Genomic DNA, 19,604 nt, shown 5'->3' on the forward strand with positions numbered 1-19,604 from the left:
TTCCAGAAGTCGTGCCTCGCGCTGAGAGGGCAAGAGACACAGCCCCCCACACTACCAGCGGCCCGTCGAGGCGCCCAAACCGGCCACCGGCCGGCCCGCGACCACCCCTCCCAGACCGCCCCGCGGTCGCCGCCCGTGGGACGATGGAAGCTACGTATCGATCCGACCCGAGACCGCAGACACTGCGGACGCCTCAAGAATCAGGACCCTGCGTGCCCGCGATCCCTAGCCATGTGCCCGAGCCGAGCCGTACCGACCCGGCTCTGATCCGCAACTTCTGCATCATCGCGCACATCGACCACGGCAAGTCCACGCTCGCCGACCGGATGCTCCAGCTGACCGGTGTGGTCGAGCAGCGGCAGATGCGCGCCCAGTACCTCGACCGCATGGACATCGAGCGCGAGCGCGGCATCACGATCAAGTCTCAGGCGGTGCGTCTGCCGTGGGCCCCCACCCACGCCAAGAACGACACGCACATCCTCAACATGATCGACACCCCGGGGCACGTCGACTTCACCTACGAGGTCTCGCGGTCGCTCGCCGCGTGCGAGGGGACGATCCTCCTGGTCGACGCCGCCCAGGGCATCGAGGCCCAGACCCTCGCCAACCTGTACCTGGCGATGGAGAACGACCTCACGATCATCCCCGTACTGAACAAGATCGACCTGCCGGCCGCGCAGCCCGAGAAGTTCGCCGAGGAACTCGCCAACCTGGTCGGCTGCGACCCCGACGACGTGCTGAAGGTCTCCGCCAAGACCGGTCTCGGCGTGGAGGCGCTGCTGGACCGGGTCGTCGCCGACGTCCCGGCCCCGGTCGGCGTCGCCGACGCCCCCGCCCGCGCGATGATCTTCGACTCGGTCTACGACTCCTACCGCGGTGTCGTGACCTACGTCCGTGTCATCGACGGCCAGCTCAACAAGCGCGAGCGCATCAAGATGATGTCGACCGGCGCCACCCACGAGCTGCTGGAGATCGGGACCAACTCGCCGGAGATGCTCCCCGCCGACGGCCTCGGCGTCGGCGAGGTGGGCTACCTCATCACCGGCGTGAAGGACGTCCGCCAGTCCAAGGTCGGCGACACCGTCACCAGCCAGCAGAAGGGCGCCACGGAGGCGCTCGGCGGCTACAAGGACCCGAAGCCGATGGTCTTCTCGGGGCTGTATCCGCTGGACGGGTCGGACTACCCCGAGCTGCGCGAGGCCCTCGACAAGCTCCAGCTCAACGACGCCGCCCTCGTCTACGAGCCGGAGACCTCCGCCGCCCTCGGCTTCGGCTTCCGCGTCGGCTTCCTCGGTCTGCTGCACCTGGACGTGATCCGGGAGCGGCTGGAGCGCGAGTTCGGCCTCGACCTGATCGCCACCGCGCCCAACGTGGTCTACCGGGTGGTGATGGAGGACGGCAGCGAGCACACCGTCACCAACCCGAGCGAGTTCCCCGAGGGCAAGATCACCGAGGTGTACGAGCCGGTCGTGCGCGCCACGATCCTGGCGCCGACCGAGTTCATCGGCTCGATCATGGAGCTGTGCCAGACCCGGCGCGGCACCCTGCTCGGCATGGACTACCTCTCCGAGGACCGCGTCGAGATCCGCTACACCCTGCCGCTGGCGGAGATCGTCTTCGACTTCTTCGACCAGCTGAAGTCGAAGACCCGCGGCTACGCCTCGCTGGACTACGAGCCCACCGGCGAGCAGACCTCCAGCCTGGTCAAGGTCGACATCCTGCTGCACGGCGACAAGGTGGACGCCTTCTCCGCGATCACCCACAGGGACCAGGCGTACGCCTACGGCGTGCGGCTCGTCGCCAAGCTCAAGGAGCTGATCCCCCGGCAGGCCTTCGAGGTGCCGGTGCAGGCCGCCATCGGCTCCCGCGTCATCGCCCGCGAGACCATCCGCGCCATCCGCAAGGACGTCCTCGCCAAGTGCTACGGCGGTGACATCTCCCGTAAGCGGAAGCTGCTGGAGAAGCAGAAGGAAGGCAAGAAGCGGATGAAGATGGTGGGGTCCGTGGAGGTTCCCCAGGAGGCCTTCATCGCCGTCCTCTCCAGCGACGACAGCGCGGGATCGGGCAAGGGCAAGAAGTAGCCGCGGCATCGGACACCAGGGGCCCGTCGCACGGGAGTGCGGCGGGCCCCTGTCCGTCCGCGTGACGGCCGTCCGGAGGAAACAGCGGGGAAGAGACCGGGCGCGGGCCCTTACATACCGGCCGGTCGGGCCTTACTCTGATCCCCTGCTCGATAGTTACTCGCGAGTTAAACAAGAGAGCCAAGAGAGCCAGAGCCAGCCGCAACAGAGCCAGCCGCACCGTCGCGGGCCCGGAGGATGTCGTGAGCGACACACAGACCCTGATCGAGAACCGTCCGCCGTCCGTGGCGGGCCTCTTCCTGGAGCGCGTGGCGGCCACGCCGGACGCCGAGGCCTACCGCTATCCCGTACCGCCGGCCTCGGGCGAGGGGCCGGACGACTGGAGGTCGCTGACCTGGGCGCAGGCCGCCGAGCGGGTCCACGCCATCGCGGCCGGTCTGATCGAGCTGGGGGTCGAGCCCGAGCAGCGGGTGGCGCTGGCGTCGTCGACCCGGATCGAGTGGATCCTCGCCGACCTCGGCATCATGTGCGCGGGCGCGGCGACGACCACCGTCTACCCGCAGACCAACGCCGACGAATCGGCCTACATCGTCTCCGACTCCGGGAGCCGGGTGCTGATCGCGGAGGACGCCGCCCAGCTCGCCAAGGCGCAGGAGAAGCGCGGCGAACTGCCCGACCTGACCCACGTCGTGGTGATCGACCCGGCCGGCGCCGACACCGGCGCGGACTGGGTCCTCACCCTCGACGAGCTGGAGCGCCGGGGTGCGGCCCGGCTGGAGAAGGACCCGGACCTGATCGGGAACCGGGTCGGCGCGCTCACCAAGGACCAGCTCGCCACCCTCATCTACACCTCCGGCACCACCGGCCGCCCCAAGGGCGTGCGGCTCCCGCACGACTGCTGGTCGTACATGGCGAAGGCGACCACCGCGACCGGGCTGATCAGCGCGGACGACGTGCAGTACCTGTGGCTGCCGCTCGCGCACGTCTTTGGCAAGGTGCTGACCTCCGGGCAGATCGAGGCCGGTCACGTCACCGCCGTCGACGGCCGCGTCGACAAGATCATCGAGAATCTGCCGGTCGTGCGGCCGACGTACATGGCGGCCGTCCCGCGCATCTTCGAGAAGGTCTACAACGGGGTCGCGGCGAAGGCGAAGGCCGGCGGCGCCGCCAAGTACAAGATCTTCCAGTGGGCCGCCGAGGTCGCCCGCGAGTACGCCAAGGTCACCCAGGACAACTTCCGCCGCACCGGCACCGCGAGCGCCCCCTTCGGCCTGTCCGCCAAGCACAAGGCCGCCGACGCCCTCGTCTACGCCAAGATCCGCGAGGCGTTCGGCGGCAACCTGCGCGCCTGCGTCTCCGGCAGCGCCGCCCTCGCCCCCGACATCGGCTACTTCTTCTCCGGCGCCGGCATCCACATCCTGGAGGGCTACGGCCTCACCGAGTCCTCCGCCGCCTCCTTCGTCAACCCCGGTGAGGCGTACCGCACCGGCACGGTCGGCAAGCCGCTGCCCGGCACCGAGGTGCGCATCGCCGACGACGGGGAGATCCTGCTGCGCGGCCCCGGCATCATGCAGGGCTACCACAAGCTGCCCGAGAAGACCGCCGAGGTCCTGGAGCCGGACGGCTGGTTCCACACCGGCGACATCGGCGAGCTGTCGCCCGACGGCTACTTGCGCATCACCGACCGCAAGAAGGACCTGATCAAGACGTCCGGGGGCAAGTACATCGCGCCCGCCGAGGTCGAGGGCCGGTTCAAGGCGGTGTGCCCGTACGTCTCCAACATCCTGGTGCACGGCGCCGACCGGAACTTCTGCACCGCCCTGATCGCCCTCGACGAGGCCGCGATCATGCCGTGGGCGCAGGAGAACGGGCTGGCCGGGAAGACGTACGCCGAGGTCGTCGCGGCCCCGGCGACGGTCGGGATGGTCCAGGGGTACGTGGATCAGCTCAACGCCGGGCTCCAGCGCTGGCAGACGGTCAAGAAGTTCCGGCTGCTGCCCCGCGACCTCGACATCGAGCACGGCGAGGTCACCCCGAGCCTGAAGGTGAAGCGGCCGGTGGTGGAGCGGACGTACCAGCACCTGATCGACGAGATGTACGCGGGGGCGCGCGAGGCGTAGTCCCGGCGCGCGGGGCACGGTTGACGTCGAGGCGCCTGCCCCGCGCCGTCCGTCACGGCATGCGCCTCCCGCGTTCCCCGCCGCGCGCGATCAAGTGCCGCAGCTCCCGCAGCCGCCGGCGCAGTTCCGGTACGTCCGGTGGCGCGTCCGCGTCCAGGTGGGCCTCCAGCGCGGCCAGCCGGGCCTCGATCGCCTCCTGCCCGGCCCGCTCGCCCGCCCGCAGCCGCTCCAGCTCGCGGTCCTTGCGGTGCAGGTCCAGGAAGACCCTGACCTTCGCACGCAGCACCCAGGGGTCGAAGGGCTTGGTGACATAGTCGGCGGCCCCGGTGGCGTAGCCCCGGAACGCGTAGCCGGAGGCGTCCTCCGTGCCGGTCAGGAAGATGATCGGGATGTCCTTGGCCCGGTCGAGCCGCTTGATGGTGGCGGCCGTCTCGAAACCGTCCATGCCGGGCATCCGCACGTCCAGCAGGATCAGGGCGAACCGGCGGCTGAGCAGCGCCTGGATCGCCTCCTCGCCGGAACGGGCCCGGACCAGGGGCTCGTCGAGGGGCCCCAGGACGGCCTCCAGCGCGATCAGGTTGTCCTCCAGGTCGTCGACCAGGAGGATCGCGGCGCGCTCGGCTGTCGTGGGCTCGGCGGTCATGGTGACGTGGCCTCACGGGGTTCCGTGACGCGGAGCCGGTCGTCAGCCGGTCCCTGGGGCCGTCGGGGCCCTTCGGGGTGCACAGATGTAGCACGGTTCTCACTCATCGCGGCCCACTTCGGTGACTCGACGCTTATGGGCGGGGCCAGTCTGTCACTCTGTCGCCATCGACTGCGGCGTATTCGTACGAACTGCCCGGGGAGCCGTTCATGGGGGCCATTTCGACGCAACGGGAGATCGTCTCCCTTGCCGGGGCGTCCGCGCACCCGCCGGAGACATCCGCGCGGGTGCGTGCCGACCTGCCCGGTACCTCCCTCGCGCCGGGCGCGGCCCGCGCGCTGGTCCGGGTGGCGCTCGCCGACTGGACGCAACAGGCCCTGCCCGGCACCGAGTACCTGACCGACCGGCACGCCGACGACGCGCTGCTGGTCGTCAGCGAACTGGTCACCAACGCCGTCGTCCACGCCGGTACCGATGTCGGGGTGGCCTTCCGGCTGGAGCCCACGGGCACGCTCGTCGTCGAGGTCTCCGACCGCCACCCCGCGCGCGCTCCCCGCAGCACCGACGCCGAGTCCTCGGCCGGGACGCCCGAGTACGGCCGCGGTCTGCGGCTCGTCGCCACGGTCTGCGACGCCTGGGGGATCACGTACCGCACGGGCGTCAAGACCGTCTGGGCCGGCCTCCCGCCGGACCGTGCCGCGGCCGCCCTCGCCGCCGCCGAGGGCGTCGAGGCGTACGCCGGGGAACGGGGCCCGGGGCTCCACGCCGTGGACGGGGACCGGGCACCGCGGGGCCCGTGGGACTCGGTGGAACAGCGGGTCCGGCGGGGAACGGGTGGCACGACCACGCCGGCGGGGCCTCACGTCACAGGGGAGGCGAGCGGGTCAGGAGCGAGCCCGGAAACCGACGGTACCGGAGAGAACGAAGCGAACCCCGGGACCCTGGACCCGGACGGCGGCGGGCAACGGGACGTCCGCGACCGGCAGTGGCTGGGCCGCGGCGCGCTGTCCTTCCTCGCCGAGGCGTCCGACCTGCTGGCCGGGCAGCTCGACGAGGACAGGATCGCCTCCCTCGCCGCACAGCTGGTGGTGCCCAGGCTCGCCGACTGGTGCGCGGTCTGGCTGGAGGACGAGTCCCTGGGCCGCGCCGACTGGGGAGACGGCAGCGCTTCGGTGGGCGTCCGCCTGGCCCGTGTCTGGCACGGCAGCGAGAAACGCATCGAGGAGCTGCGCCGAGCGCTGGAGAAGGATCCGCCGCGCCCGCCCGCCCCGTGGCGCTCCGGGCCGGTCGCCCACCCCTGGCCGGGCCACGCGCTCGGCCCGCGCGGCGCGTGGGGCGCGGCACTCGCGTACCGGCTGGTCGCGGGCGGCCGGCCGCTGGGCACGCTGGTCATCGGCCGGGCCGCCACCGTGCGCTTCCCCGACGAGATCACCGGCCTGGTCGAGGACCTCGGCCGGCGGGTGGCGCTCGCCATCGGCACCGCCCGCCAGTACGCCCGCCAGGCCACCATCAGCGCCGTCCTCCAGCGCGGCCTGCTGCCCGGCGCCGTCGCCGAGATCCCCGGCATGCGCAGCGCCCTCGTCTACGAACCCCGTGATCAGGGCGGACCCAGCGGCGACTTCTACGACCTCTTCCCGGCCGGCGACGGCCGCTGGTGCTTTGCCGTCGGCGACGTCCAGGGCAAGGGCCCGGAGGCCGCCGTGGTCATCGGGCTGGCCCGGCCCTGGCTGCGGCTGCTGGCCCGCGAGGGCTACGGCGTCGCCGACGTCCTGGACCGCCTCAACCAGCTCCTGCTCGACGACGCCACCGAGGCCGCCGACGCCGCCGCCCGGGCCCTGGTCGCCGGCGAGGGCCGTCCGGTTGCCCCGGGCGACGGTCCGCAGACCCGTTTCCTGTCCCTGCTCTACGGCACACTGGTCCCGTTCGACGGAGGGGTGCGCTGCACCCTCGCCTCCGCCGGACATCCGCTGCCGCTGCTGCTCACGCCCGGCGGCGACGTCCGCACCGTCGCGCGGCCCCAGACGCTGCTGGGGGTCGTGGAGGACGAGACGTACGCCGGCGAGACCTTCGACCTGCGGCCCGGCGACAGTCTGCTGTGCGTCACCGACGGCGTCACCGAGCGGCGCAACGGCTCCCGCCAGTTCGACGACGACGAGGGCCTCGCCGCCGCGCTCGCCGGGTGCGCGGGCCTGGACGCGCAGCTGATCGCCGCACGCGTCAGAGGGCTGGTGCACGCGTTCGGCGACGGCCCGCCGGAGGACGACCTGGCCCTGCTGGTGCTCCAGGCCGAGTAGCGGCCGGTAGGCGGGACACGGACGCGGGACACGGATGCGGGACAATGGAGCCCATGCCCTCCGCACTCCCCGACGGCGAGCCCGTCCCCGCCGACGGCGCCCTGCCCGCCTCCGCGCTCACCGGGGCCGCGAGCCGCCCCCTCGGCTTCTACCTGCACGTCCCGTACTGCGCGACCCGCTGCGGCTACTGCGACTTCAACACCTACACCGCCACCGAGCTGCGCTCCACCGGCGGCGTCCTCGCCTCCCGCGACAACTACGCCGACACCCTCACCGACGAGGTCCGCCTCGCCCGCAAGGTGCTCGGCGACGACCCGCGCGAGGTCCGCACGGTCTTCGTCGGCGGCGGCACGCCCACCCTGCTGGCCGCCGCCGACCTGGTACGGATGCTGAGCGCGATCCGCGACGAGTTCGGCCTCGCGCCCGACGCGGAGATCACGACGGAGGCCAACCCGGAGTCCGTCGACCCGGCGTACCTGGAGACCCTCCGCGAGGGCGGTTTCAACCGGATCTCCTTCGGCATGCAGAGCGCCCGGCAGCACGTCCTGAAGATCCTCGACCGCACCCACACCCCCGGCCGCCCCGAGGCCTGCGTCGCCGAGGCCCGCGCGGCCGGCTTCGACCACGTCAACCTCGACCTGATCTACGGCACCCCCGGCGAGACGGACGACGACTGGCGGGCCTCCCTGGACGCGGCCCTCGGCGCCGGACCCGACCACGTCTCGGCGTACGCGCTCATCGTCGAGGAGGGCACCCGGCTCGCCCGCCGCATCCGCCGCGGCGAGGTCCCGATGACCGACGACGACGTGCACGCCGACCGGTACCTCATCGCCGAGGAGACCCTCGCCGCCGCGGGCTTCGACTGGTACGAGGTGTCCAACTGGGCCACCTCCGAGGCGGGCCGCTGCCTGCACAACGAGCTGTACTGGCGGGGCGCCGACTGGTGGGGCGCGGGACCGGGCGCCCACTCCCACGTGGGCGGCGTGCGCTGGTGGAACGTCAAGCACCCCGGCGCGTACGCGGCGGCGCTGGCGCAGGGCCGCTCCCCGGGCGCCGGGCGCGAACTCCTCACCGACGAGGACCGCCGCGTCGAGCGCATCCTCCTGGAACTCCGCCTGCGCGAGGGCGTCCCGCTCTCCCTCCTCCGCGAAGAGGGCCTCGCCGCGTCACGCCGGGCGCTGTCGGACGGGCTGCTCCAGGAGGGGCCGTACGGGGAGGGGCGCGCGGTGCTGACGCTGCGGGGGCGGCTGCTGGCGGACGGGGTGGTCAGGGACCTGGTGGACTGATCGCTCGGGTGGGTGAAGCGCTGCCGAGGGGCGGTGCGGTCCCTGATCCCGGTTCGCCGGTGTCGAACCGGACACCGGCGAGTCCGCCGTCCACGAGAACGTCAGGCCCCACCGCTCCCCGTGACGAAGTCGATCAGCTCCTCCACCCGCCCCAGCAGCTCCGGCTCCAGGTCCTTGTAGGACCGCACCCGCCCCAGGATGTGCTGCCAGGCGGCCCCCGTGTTCTCCGGCCACCCCAGCGCCCGGCACACCCCCGTCTTCCAGTCCTGCCCGCGCGGCACCCGCGGCCACGCCTCGATCCCCAGCGCGGCCGGTTTCACGGCCTCCCAGATGTCGATGTACGGATGACCGACCACCAGCGCGTGCTCACTGGTCACCGACTCCGCGATCCGCCACTCCTTCGAGCCCGGCACCAGATGGTCCACCAGGACCCCCAGCCGCGCGTCCGGACCCGGTGCGAAACCGTCGACGACCGACGGCAGGTCGTCGACGCCCTCCAGGTACTCGACCACCACGCCCTCGACGCGCAGGTCGTCGCCCCACACCTTCTCGACCAGCTCGGCGTCGTGCCGGCCCTCCACGTAGATGCGCCCGGCGCGGGCCACCCGGGCCCGCGCGCCGGGGACGGCGACCGAACCGGACGCCGTACGGGACGGACGTACCGGACCCGACGACGGCTTGACCAGCGTCACCACCCGGCCCTCCAGCAGGAACCCGCGCGGCTCCAGCGGGAACACCCGGTGCTTGCCGAAGCGGTCCTCCAGCGTCACCGTGCCCGCCTCGCAGCCGATCACCGCCCCGCAGAACCCGGTGCCGGGCTCCTCCACGACGAGCCCGGGATCGGCCGGGACCTCGGGCACCGGCTGCGGCTTCTTCCACGGGGGCGTGAGATCGGCGGAGTACTGGCGCATTCCGCTGACGATACGAGGAACGCCACGGACGTGATCAGAGCGACACGCCGAACCGCGCCGCCAGCGCGTCCCGCTGCGCCCGGACGAACGCCGCGTCCACCACCGCGCCGTGACCGGGCACGTACAGCGCGTCCTCGCCGCCCAGGCCGAGCAGCCGGTCCAGCGAGGCCGGCCACTGCCCGGGAAGGGCGTCGGGCCCCGCCTGCGGTTCCCCCGACTCCTCCACCAGGTCCCCGCAGAAGACGACCGCCGGGCTGCCCGGCACCACGACCGCCAGGTCGTGCGCCGTGTGCCCCGGGCCCACGGCGGCCAGCAGCACCCGCCGGCCGCCCCCCAGGTCGAGGGTCCGCTCGCCGCCCACCTCGTGCCGTACGGACACCAGCGCGTCCACCGCCTCCGCCGCGCGGCGCCGGTCCAGGCCGTTGGCCAGCGCGTCCGCCCGCAGCGCCGCCCGCCCCGCGCCGAGGACCGCGTCCACCCCCGCCGCGCCGTACACCTCCGCCCCCGCGAACGCCGCCGCCCCGAAGACGTGGTCGAAGTGGGCGTGGGTCAGCGCGAGATGCGTCACACGCCGGCCGGCCAGCCGCTGCGCCTCGGTGCGCAGCCGCGCGCCCTCGCCCAGGCTCGACCCCGCGTCGACCACCAGCGCCGCGTCCCCGCCGACCACGAGCCCCGCCGTGCAGTCCCACACCGGCAGCCGGCGCCGCCCCACCCCGGCCGCCACCCGCTCCCAGCCCAGCTCTTCCCAAGTCACCGTCATGGCGGCGACGCTAACGGTGCGAGCCCGCCGGGGACGGCAGCACGGGGCGGCCCTTGCCGGGGGTGTACCCCACGGCCGTACACTGGGCCGGGGAAGTCTGGCACTCGCACGCGGTGAGTGCCAGGGCGGAAGTGGTCGGACGTGACCGGGAGGTGTGCGCGATGCTCAGTGAACGAAGGCTGCAAGTGCTGCGCGCCATCGTCCAGGACTACGTCGGCACCGAGGAGCCCGTCGGCTCCAAGGCCCTCACCGAGCGGCACAGCCTCGGCGTCTCCCCGGCGACCGTGCGCAACGACATGGCGGCGCTGGAGGAGGAGGGGTTCATCGCCCAGCCGCACACCAGCGCCGGGCGCATCCCCACCGACAAGGGCTACCGGCTCTTCGTCGACAAGCTCGCCGGGGTCAAGCCGATGACGGCCCCGGAGCGGCGCGCGATCCAGAACTTCCTGGAGGGCGCCGTCGACCTCGACGACGTGGTGGCCCGCACGGTGCGGCTGCTGGCGCAGCTGACCCGGCAGGTCGCCGTGGTGCAGTACCCGTCGCTGACCCGCTCGACCGTGCGGCACGTGGAGCTGCTCTCGCTGGCGCCCGCGCGCCTGATGCTGGTGCTGATCACGGACACCGGGCGGGTCGAGCAGCGCATGGTCGACTGCCCGTCGCCGTTCGGCGAGACCTCGGTGGCGGACCTGCGGGCGCGGCTCAACAGCCGGGTCGCGGGGCGCCGGTTCACGGACGTGCCGACGCTGGTCGAGGACCTCCCCGACGCCTTCGAGGCGGAGGAGCGCGGTACGGTCGCCACAGTGCTCTCCACGCTGCTGGAGACGCTGGTCGAGGAGAACGAGGAGCGGCTGATGATCGGCGGCACCGCCAACCTCACCCGCTTCGGCCATGACTTCCCCCTCACGATCCGGCCGGTGCTGGAGGCGCTGGAGGAGCAGGTCGTGCTCCTCAAGCTGCTCGGCGAGGCGAAGGATCCGGGCGTGACCGTACGGATCGGTCATGAGAACGCCCATGAAGGACTCAACTCCACGTCCGTCGTGTCGGTGGGCTACGGTTCGGGCGGCGAGGCGGTTGCCAAGCTCGGCGTGGTCGGACCGACCCGCATGGACTACCCGGGAACGATGGGAGCGGTACGCGCAGTGGCACGGTACGTCGGACAGATCCTGGCGGAGTCATAAGTGGCCACGGACTACTACGCCGTACTCGGCGTGCGCCGCGACGCGTCCCAGGACGAGATCAAGAAGGCGTTCCGGAGGCTCGCCCGCGAGCTGCACCCGGACGTCAACCCCGATCCGAAGACCCAGGAGCGGTTCAAGGAGATCAACGCCGCCTACGAGGTGCTGTCGGACCCGCAGAAGAAGCAGGTCTACGACCTCGGCGGCGACCCCCTGTCGCAGAGCGGCGGCGCCGGCGCCGGCGGTTTCGGCGCGGGCGGCTTCGGGAACTTCTCGGACATCATGGACGCGTTCTTCGGCACGGCGTCGCAGCGGGGACCCCGTTCGCGCACCCGCCGCGGCCAGGACGCGATGATCCGAATCGAGGTGGAGCTGGACGAGGCCGCCTTCGGTACGACCAAGGACATCCAGGTCGACACGGCCGTCGTCTGCAACACCTGCAACGGCGAGGGCGCGGCCCCCGGCACCTCGGCGCAGACCTGTGACATGTGCCGCGGACGCGGTGAGGTCTCGCAGGTCACCCGGTCCTTCCTGGGCCAGGTCATGACCTCCCGGCCCTGCCCCCAGTGCCAGGGCTTCGGCACGGTCGTGCCGACGCCGTGCCCCGAGTGCGCGGGCGACGGCCGCATCCGCTCCCGCCGCACGCTGACGGTGAAGATCCCGGCCGGTGTCGACAACGGCACCCGGATCCAGCTCGCGGGCGAGGGCGAGGTCGGCCCCGGTGGCGGCCCGGCCGGCGACCTGTACGTCGAGATCCACGAGCTGCCGCACTCCCAGTTCCAGCGCCGGGGCGACGACCTGCACTGCACGGTCACCCTCCCGATGACGGCGGCGGCGCTCGGCACCAAGGTGCCGCTGGAGACGCTGGACGGCCTGGAGGAGGTCGACATCCGGCCCGGTACCCAGTCCGGCCAGTCGATCCCGCTGCACGGCCGGGGCGTCACGCATCTGCGCGGCGGCGGCCGGGGCGACCTCATCGTGCACGTCGAGGTCCAGACCCCGACCAAGCTCGACCCCGACCAGGAGCGCCTGCTGCGCGAACTGGCCAAGCTGCGTGGCGAGGAGCGGCCCCAGGGGCAGTTCCAGCCGGGTCAGCAGGGGCTGTTCTCCCGGCTGAAGGACGCCTTCAACGGGCGTTGAGCGGACGGGTCGTTCTCGCGGCCGGAGGAGGCGTTCGACGGGCGCCGGCGCAGGTCCGTACGGCGGTGCGCGGAGCCCGGCCGGGGGGCGGACGGCCGGATTCGGTCCTGCCCGGAGGACATGGCACGATGCGGTCATGTCCTCCGCGCTGACCGATCTCTTCCCGTACCCGATCGTGCAGGCTCCCATGGCGGGCGGCGTCTCCGTGCCCCGGCTGGCCGCCGCCGTCTGCGAGGCGGGCGGGCTCGGCTTCCTGGCCGCCGGGTACAAGACGCCCGACGGGATGTACCAGGAGATCAAGCAGCTGCGGAGCCTGACGGGCCGCCCGTTCGGCGTGAACCTCTTCCTGCCGCAGCCGGAGACGGCCGACCCCGCGGCCATCGGCGTCTACGCCCACCAGCTGGCCGGCGAGGCCGCCTGGTACGGGACGGAACTCGGCGACCCGGACAGCGGCCGGGACGACGGCTACGAGACCAAGCTCGCCGTGCTGCTCGACAACCCCGTGCCGGTGGTGTCGTTCCACTTCGGCGTCCCCGGCCGCGAGGTGATCGACGCACTGCACCGCGTCGGCACCTTCGCCGTGGTCACCGCCACCACCGCCGACGAGGCCCGGGCCGTCGAGGAGGCCGGCGCCGACGCGGTGATCGCGCAGGGCGTCGAGGCCGGCGGCCACCAGGGCACCCACCGGGACGCCCCGGAGACGGACGGCTCCGGGATCGGGGTGCTGTCGCTGGTCGCCCAGGTGCGCGAGACGGTGAACCTGCCGGTCATAGCCGCCGGCGGCCTGATGCGCGGCGGCCAGATCGCCGCCGTCCTGGCGGCCGGCGCGAGCGCGGCCCAGCTCGGCACCGCCTTCCTCGCCACCGCCGAGTCCGGCGCGCACGCCCTGCACAAGGCCGCGCTGACCAACCCCCTGTTCGTCCGCACCCAGCTCACCCGCGCCTTCTCCGGACGCCCCGCCCGCGGCCTGGTCAACCGCTTCCTGCGCGAGCACGGCCCCTACGCCCCCGCCGCCTACCCGGACGTCCACCACCTCACCGCGCCGCTGCGCAAGGCGGCCGCGCAGGCGGGCGACCCGCAGGGCCTGGCCCTGTGGGCGGGGCAGGGCCACCGGATGGCCCGCGACCTGCCCGCCGGACAGCTCATGGAGGTGCTCGTGTCCGAACTCACCGCCGCCGGGGCGGCATTGTCGCACTACACCACCGGAGGAGCGGACCGATGACGGCACCGGTGTTCGTGGCCGACTCCCTCGACGGCCTGTCCGGCGGGGAGTACGTCCTCGACGGCCCCGAGGGACGGCACGCCGTCTCCGTGAAGCGGCTGCGGCCCGGCGAGGACGTCGTCCTCACCGACGGGCGCGGCCACTGGGCCGAGGGCGTCGTCAAGGCCGCCGAGGGCAAGGACCGCCTGGTCGTCATGGACCTGGAGTCCGTCGTCGAGGAGCCCGCGCCCCAGCCCCGTATCACCGTCGTCCAGGCCCTGCCCAAGGGCGACCGGGGGGAGCTGGCCGTCGAGACGATGACCGAGGTCGGCGTCGACGCGATCGTGCCCTGGACGGCGTCCCGGTGCGTCTCGCAGTGGAAGGGCGACCGGGGCCTCAAGGCGCTCGCCAAGTGGCGGGCCACCGCCCGGGAGGCCGGCAAGCAGTCCCGCCGGGTCCGCTTCCCCGAGGTCGCGGACGCGGCGACGACCAAGCGGGTTGCCTCCCTTCTGACCGACGCCGACTTCGCCGCCGTACTCCACGAGACCGGCGAGATCCCCCTGGCCACCGCCGAACTCCCGGCAACCGGCGACATCGTGCTCGTTGTCGGCCCCGAAGGCGGCGTCTCCCCGGAGGAGTTGGCGCTCTTCCAGGAGGCGGGCGCCCGGCCGTACGTGCTCGGCCCCACTGTCCTGCGCACCTCGACCGCGGGAACCGCCGCCGCCGCCCTGCTCCTGGGGCGCACGGGTCGCTGGGGCTGACCGCGCCGGGGTGGTGCGGAGTGGCCGTATGCGCCCTACCGCCCCGCCCCCGTCGGTGGCAGTCTGCCCGCATGGGGGTTTTGAGGCGTCTTCGGCTCGGGCGGCGCGGGGTGCCGGCCGCCGTACTGGCCGTGGTGGCCGTCGGCTCCGTGGTGGCCTGCGATCCCGCCGGCGTGAGTTCCGCGTCGGTGGCGTACACCACCGACGAGACGGTCACCCGCGAACTGGAGCGACGGGACACGGGCGTGCGGTGGATCACCTGCAACGCGTCCTACGACGGCGGCGCGAGCCCCTCCGCGGGGGAGCGGACCGTGGCGGAGGTCGACTGCGAGGGGCAGACCGACGACGGCAAGGACATCGCCGTCGACGGCCACGTCACCCGCGTCGTCGAGGGCTCCTGCGTGCGCGGCGAACTCACCGCCAAGGTCGACGGCAAGGAACGGTTCCGGGTCAGCGGGCTGGGCGACTGCGACGCCACCCCCACCCCGCCGGTGAACAGCGACCCGACGCGGAACGGACCGGGGCCCACCGTCACCGTGACCGTCACCAAGACCGTCTACTGCCAGACCCGCCCCGAGTGCTGGCCCGAGGGCAAGTGATCCAAACCCCTGTCCCGCGCCGCCGCCGCTGCTTAGGGTGAGGGGGTGACTCAGTCCGCAGCTGCTGCCTACCTCCGGTTCCCGCATCCACACGGTGAGTTGACCGCCTTCACCGCCGAGGACGACGTGTGGCTCGCGCCCCTCGACGGGGGACGCGCCTGGCGGGTCAGCGCCGACAACACCCCCGTCACCCAGCCGCGCATCTCGCCCGACGGCACCACGGTCGCCTGGACCTCCACCCGGGACGGCGCCCCCGAGGTGCACGTCGCGCCGGTCGAGGGCGGCCCGTCCCGGCGGCTGACGTACTGGGGCAGCAGGACCCAGGTCCGCGGCTGGCTGCCGGACGGCCGGGTGCTGGCCATCAGCACCTACGGCCAGGCCAGCCTGCGCCGCACCTGGGCCCGCGCGGTCCCGCTGGACGGCGGCCCCGCCGAGACCCTGCCCTACGGCCCCGTCGGCGACGTCGCGTTCGGCCCGCACACCGTGCTGCTGTCCGCCCCGATGGGCCGCGAGGCCGCCTGGTGGAAGCGGTACCGGGGCGGCACGGCGGGCAAGCTGTGGATCGACGCCGAGGACGACGGCGAGTTCGTACGGCTGCACCAGGACCTCGACGGCAACATCGAGTACCCCTTCTGGGTCGGGATGGGGGTCCCCCCGGTCGAGCGCAGCCGAGACTGGGGGAGGCTCGCGTTCCTCTCCGACCACGAGGGCACCGGCGCGGTGTACTCCTCCCTCGCCGACGGCACCGACCTGCGCCGCCACACCCCCCTCGACGGCTTCTACGCCCGGCACGCGGCCACCGACGGCACCCGGGTCGTCTACTCCAGCGCCGGTGAGCTGTGGACGCTGGACGACCTGGACGGCGCCGAGCCCCGCCGCCTCGACGTACGGCTCGGCGGCCCGCGCGTCGACCTCCAGCCCTACCCGGTCGACGCCGCCCGCTGGTTCGGCTCCGCCTCCCCCGACCACACCGGGCGCGGCAGCGCCGTCGCCGTCCGTGGCGGCGTGCACTGGGTCACCCACCGCTCCGGACCCGCCCGCGCGCTGGCCGCCACCCCCGGCGTCCGGGCCCGGCTGCCGCGCGCCTTCCGCGCCGACGGCGAGCAGTGGGCGGTGTGGGTGACCGACGCCGAGGGCGAGGACGCCCTGGAGTTCGCGCCCGCCACCGGCCTGCTGCCCGGCGCCACCCCGCGCCGCCTCGCCGCCGGACAGCTCGGCCGCGTCCTCGGCCTCGCGATGGCCCCCGACGGCAGCAAGGCCGCCGTCGCCTCCCACGACGGCCGGGTGCTGCTCGTCGAGCGGGCCACCGGCGAGGTCCGCGAGGTCGACCGCAGCGAGGACGGCGACGCCCGGGGCCTGGTCTTCTCGCCCGACTCCGCCTGGCTGGCCTGGTCCCACCCGGGGCCCCGCCCCCTGTCCCAGCTCAAGCTCGCCAACACCACCGACCTCACGGTCACCGAGGCGACCCCGCTGCGCTTCCAGGACTACGCCCCCGCCTTCACCCTCGACGGCAAGCACCTGGCGTTCCTGTCCACCCGCTCCTTCGACCCGGTCTACGACGAGCACGTCTTCGACCTGGGCTTCGTCGAGGGCACCCGCCCGCACCTGATCACGCTGGCCGCGACGACACCGTCGCCGTTCGGCCCGCAGCGCCACGGCCGCCCCTTCGAGGCCGCCGACAAGGAGGGCACCCCCGACAGCGAGGGCGCCCCCACCACCCGCGTCGACCTCGAAGGACTCGCCGACCGGATCGTGCCCTTCCCGGTCGAGGCCGCCCGCTACTCCGGCCTGCGCGCCGCCAAGGACGGCGTGCTGTGGCTGCGCCACCCGGTCACCGGCGTCCTCGGCGCCTCCCGGGCCACCCCCGAGGACCCCGACCCGGGCCCGGAGCTGGAGCGCTACGACCTCGCCCAGCAGCGCGTCGAGCACCTGGCCTCGGACGCCGACCGCTTCACCGTCAGCGGCGACGGCAAACGCGTCCTGCTGTGGACCGACGGCCGCCTCAAGGTCGTCCCCAGCGACCGCCGCGCCTCGAACGACGACGACAGCGACACCAACATCACCGTCGACCTCTCCCGCGTCCTGGGGACCGTCGACCCGGCCGCCGAGTGGCGGCAGATGTACGAGGAGACCGGCCGCGTCATGCGGGACCACTTCTGGCGGCCCGACATGAGCGGCGTCGACTGGGACGGCGTACTGGACCGCTACCGCCCCGTCCTCGACCGCGTCGCCACCCACGACGACCTGGTCGACCTCCTCTGGGAGGTGCAGGGCGAACTGGGCACCTCGCACGCCTACGTCGTCCCGCGCGGCGGCCACGGCCACGGCGCCCGGCAGGGCCTGCTCGGCGCCGACCTCTCCCGCCACGAGGACGGCACCTGGCGCGTCGACCACGTGCTGCCCTCGGAGACCTCCGACCCGCACGCCCGCTCCCCGCTCGCCGCACCCGGCGTCGCGGTACGCGCCGGGGACGCGATCGTCGCCGTCTCCGGCCGCCCCGTCGACCCGGTCACCGGCCCCGGTCCGCTCCTCGTCGGCACGGCGGGCACCGCGGTCGAGCTGACCGTCCTGCCCGCCGGCGGCGGCGAGGCCCGGCACGTCGTGGTCGTCCCCGTCGCCGACGAGGAACCCCTGCGCTACCACGCCTGGGTCGCCGGCCGCCGGGCCCGCGTCCACGAACTGTCCGGCGGCCGGCTCGGCTACCTCCACGTCCCCGACATGCAGGCCCCCGGCTGGGCCCAGATCCACCGCGACCTGGCCGTCGAGGTCGCCCGCGAGGGCCTGGTCGTCGACGTCCGGGAGAACCGCGGCGGCCACACCTCCCAGCTGGTCGTCGAGAAACTGGCCCGCCGCATCGTCGGCTGGGGCGTGCCGCGCGGCATGCGGCCCTACAGCTATCCGCAGGACGCCCCGCGCGGCCCGGTCGTCGCCGTCGCCAACGAGTTCTCCGGCTCCGACGGCGACATCGTCAACGCCGCGATCAAGGCCCTCGGCCTCGGCCCCGTCGTCGGCACCCGCACCTGGGGCGGCGTCATCGGCATCGACAGCCGCTACCAGCTGGTCGACGGCACGCTGGTCACCCAGCCGAAGTACGCCTTCTGGCTGGAGGGCTACGAGTGGGGCGTGGAGAACCACGGCGTCGACCCGGACGTGGAGGTGGAGCACCGCCCGCAGGACCACGCGGCGGGCAGGGACCCCCAGTTGGACGAGGCGGTGCGGCTGGCACTCGAGGCTCTGGAGACGGCACCGGCGAAGACACCCCCGGGCCTGCCCTCCTAGGGGCACCCAGGGGGCGTCCGCACCCGGCGACGATACGCTTACGATCACCACCTGACCCGCCCGAAGGAGACCCGCACATGCCAGGGGACCCCCAGGAAGACTGCCTCTTCTGCAAGATCGTCGCCGGCCAGATCCCGGCGACCGTCGTCCGCGAGACGGAGACGACCGTCGCCTTCCGCGACATCAACCCCCAGGCGCCCACCCACGTCCTGGTGATCCCCAAGGCCCACTACAAGGACGCCGCCGCCCTCGCCGCCGGCGCCCCGGAACTCGCCGCCGACGTGCTGCGCGAGACCCAGGCCGTCGCCGACGACGAGAAGCTGGACAGCTACCGCATCGTCTTCAACACCGGCGCCGGCGCCGGCCAGACCGTCTGGCACACGCACGCCCACGTCCTCGGCGGCCGCGGCCTCCAGTGGCCCCCCGGATAAGCCTTGTCCGTACGCGAACTCGTCGTCCTCGGCACCGCCAGCCAGGTCCCGACCCGCCACCGCAACCACAACGGCTACCTGCTCCGCTGGGACAGCGAGGGCATCCTGTTCGACCCCGGCGAGGGCACCCAGCGCCAGATGCTGCGCGCCGGGGTCGCCGCCCACGACCTGAACCGGATCTGCGTCACCCACTTCCACGGCGACCACAGCCTGGGCCTGGCCGGTGTGATCCAGCGCATCAACCTCGACCGCGTCCCGCACGAGGTCACCGCCCACTACCCCCGCTCCGGGCAGCGCTTCTTCGACCGCCTCCGGTACGCCACCGCCTACCGCGAGACGGTCGCCCTCACCGAGGCCCCGGTGGACACGGACGGGGTCCTGGCCCGCACCCCCGCCTACACCCTCGACGCCCACCGCCTCTCGCATCCCGTGGAGTCCTACGGCTACCGCCTCACCGAGCCCGACGGCCGCCGCATGCTGCCCGACCGGCTCGCCGCGCACGGCATCCAGGGCCCGGACGTCGGCCGCCTCCAGCGCGAGGGTGCGCTGAACGGGGTCTCCCTGGACGAGGTCAGCGAGGTCCGCCGGGGCCAGCGGTTCGCGTTCGTCATGGACACCCGCCTCTGCGACGGCGTGTACGCGCTCGCCGACGGCTGCGACCTGCTGGTCATCGAGTCGACCTTCCTCGACGAGGACGAGACCCTCGCCGTCGAGCACGGCCACCTCACCGCGGGGCAGGCGGCCCGCGTGGCCCGCGACGCCGGGGTGCGCCACCTCGTCCTCACCCACTTCAGCCAGCGCTACTCCGAACCGGAGGAGTTCGAGCGGCAGGCGCGGGCCGCCGGGTACGAGGGCGAGCTGACCGTGGCCCGTGACCTGCTGCGGGTGCCGGTTCCGAAACGTCGGTAAAGTCCCCGTACCAT

Annotated in this window: 15 protein-coding genes; 12 read left to right on the top strand and 3 right to left on the bottom strand. The window is 73.4% G+C overall.

The genetic code is table 11. The features are described from left to right. Positions 1-212 precede the first annotated feature (212 nt). Positions 213-2,081 (top strand): translation elongation factor 4, encoded by a 1,869-nt coding sequence (gene lepA / locus ACIQR3_RS21450; protein WP_403541158.1) that lies wholly within the window; start codon positions 213-215, stop codon positions 2,079-2,081. 242 nt (positions 2,082-2,323) lie between these two features. Beyond that, the gene (locus tag ACIQR3_RS21455) at positions 2,324-4,201 is read left to right on the top strand and encodes an AMP-dependent synthetase/ligase (RefSeq protein ID WP_403541159.1); all 1,878 of its coding nucleotides are present in this window, start codon (positions 2,324-2,326) and stop codon (positions 4,199-4,201) included. A gap of 52 nt (positions 4,202-4,253) precedes the next feature. Here ACIQR3_RS21455 and ACIQR3_RS21460 read toward each other — a convergent pair whose 3' ends face one another. After that, positions 4,254-4,844: a two-component system response regulator gene (locus tag ACIQR3_RS21460; RefSeq protein ID WP_403541162.1), complete on the bottom strand. Its 591-nt coding sequence runs from the start codon at positions 4,842-4,844 to the stop codon at positions 4,254-4,256. A gap of 209 nt (positions 4,845-5,053) precedes the next feature. Between ACIQR3_RS21460 and ACIQR3_RS21465 the strand changes: the two genes are divergently transcribed. Continuing rightward, on the top strand, positions 5,054-7,138 hold the full coding sequence (locus ACIQR3_RS21465) for a SpoIIE family protein phosphatase (RefSeq protein WP_403541165.1): 2,085 nt from the start codon (positions 5,054-5,056) through the stop codon (positions 7,136-7,138). 53 nt (positions 7,139-7,191) lie between these two features. Further along, positions 7,192-8,424 carry a radical SAM family heme chaperone HemW gene (gene hemW, locus ACIQR3_RS21470; RefSeq protein ID WP_403541167.1) on the top strand — a complete coding sequence of 411 codons (1,233 nt, stop codon included), beginning with the start codon at positions 7,192-7,194 and terminating at the stop codon, positions 8,422-8,424. A 101-nt stretch (positions 8,425-8,525) separates the two neighbouring features. Here the strand turns inward: hemW and ACIQR3_RS21475 are convergent, their stop codons facing one another. After that, a complete protein-coding gene (locus tag ACIQR3_RS21475) occupies positions 8,526-9,335 on the bottom strand; it encodes a DUF3097 domain-containing protein (RefSeq protein ID WP_403541169.1) in 810 nt (269 codons plus the stop codon). Between the two features lie 34 nt (positions 9,336-9,369). After that, the gene (locus ACIQR3_RS21480) at positions 9,370-10,095 is read right to left on the bottom strand and encodes an MBL fold metallo-hydrolase (RefSeq protein ID WP_403541172.1); all 726 of its coding nucleotides are present in this window, start codon (positions 10,093-10,095) and stop codon (positions 9,370-9,372) included. Between the two features lie 161 nt (positions 10,096-10,256). On the opposite strand from ACIQR3_RS21480, the gene hrcA reads away from it, so the two are divergent. The 8 genes from hrcA to ACIQR3_RS21520 all read left to right on the top strand — a co-directional run bounded on the left by hrcA (position 10,257) and on the right by ACIQR3_RS21520 (position 19,590). After that, positions 10,257-11,273 (top strand): heat-inducible transcriptional repressor HrcA, encoded by a 1,017-nt coding sequence (gene hrcA, locus ACIQR3_RS21485; protein WP_215169109.1) that lies wholly within the window; start codon positions 10,257-10,259, stop codon positions 11,271-11,273. Continuing rightward, positions 11,274-12,410, top strand: coding sequence for a molecular chaperone DnaJ (dnaJ, locus tag ACIQR3_RS21490; RefSeq protein WP_215169111.1), 1,137 nt, complete (start codon positions 11,274-11,276; stop codon positions 12,408-12,410). Positions 12,411-12,546: 136 nt separating this feature from the next. Further along, entirely contained in the window at positions 12,547-13,632 is a 1,086-nt protein-coding gene (locus tag ACIQR3_RS21495) for a nitronate monooxygenase (RefSeq protein ID WP_403541175.1), read from the top strand. Next, positions 13,629-14,372, top strand: a complete 744-nt coding sequence (locus ACIQR3_RS21500) for a 16S rRNA (uracil(1498)-N(3))-methyltransferase (protein ID WP_403541177.1) — start codon at positions 13,629-13,631, stop codon at positions 14,370-14,372. The genes ACIQR3_RS21495 and ACIQR3_RS21500 overlap by 4 nt, the downstream gene beginning before the upstream one ends. A gap of 71 nt (positions 14,373-14,443) precedes the next feature. After that, entirely contained in the window at positions 14,444-14,971 is a 528-nt protein-coding gene (locus tag ACIQR3_RS21505) for a hypothetical protein (RefSeq protein WP_403541180.1), read from the top strand. A gap of 99 nt (positions 14,972-15,070) precedes the next feature. Next, the gene (locus tag ACIQR3_RS21510; protein ID WP_403541182.1) at positions 15,071-18,250 is read left to right on the top strand and encodes a S41 family peptidase; all 3,180 of its coding nucleotides are present in this window, start codon (positions 15,071-15,073) and stop codon (positions 18,248-18,250) included. A gap of 77 nt (positions 18,251-18,327) precedes the next feature. Beyond that, the gene (locus ACIQR3_RS21515) at positions 18,328-18,681 is read left to right on the top strand and encodes a histidine triad nucleotide-binding protein (RefSeq protein ID WP_403541184.1); all 354 of its coding nucleotides are present in this window, start codon (positions 18,328-18,330) and stop codon (positions 18,679-18,681) included. A gap of 3 nt (positions 18,682-18,684) precedes the next feature. After that, positions 18,685-19,590: a ribonuclease Z gene (locus ACIQR3_RS21520; RefSeq protein ID WP_403541185.1), complete on the top strand. Its 906-nt coding sequence runs from the start codon at positions 18,685-18,687 to the stop codon at positions 19,588-19,590. Positions 19,591-19,604: the final 14 nt, after the last annotated feature.

This window comes from Streptomyces sp. NPDC090994, from assembly GCF_044768905.1.
Lineage (GTDB): Bacteria > Actinomycetota > Actinomycetes > Streptomycetales > Streptomycetaceae > Streptomyces.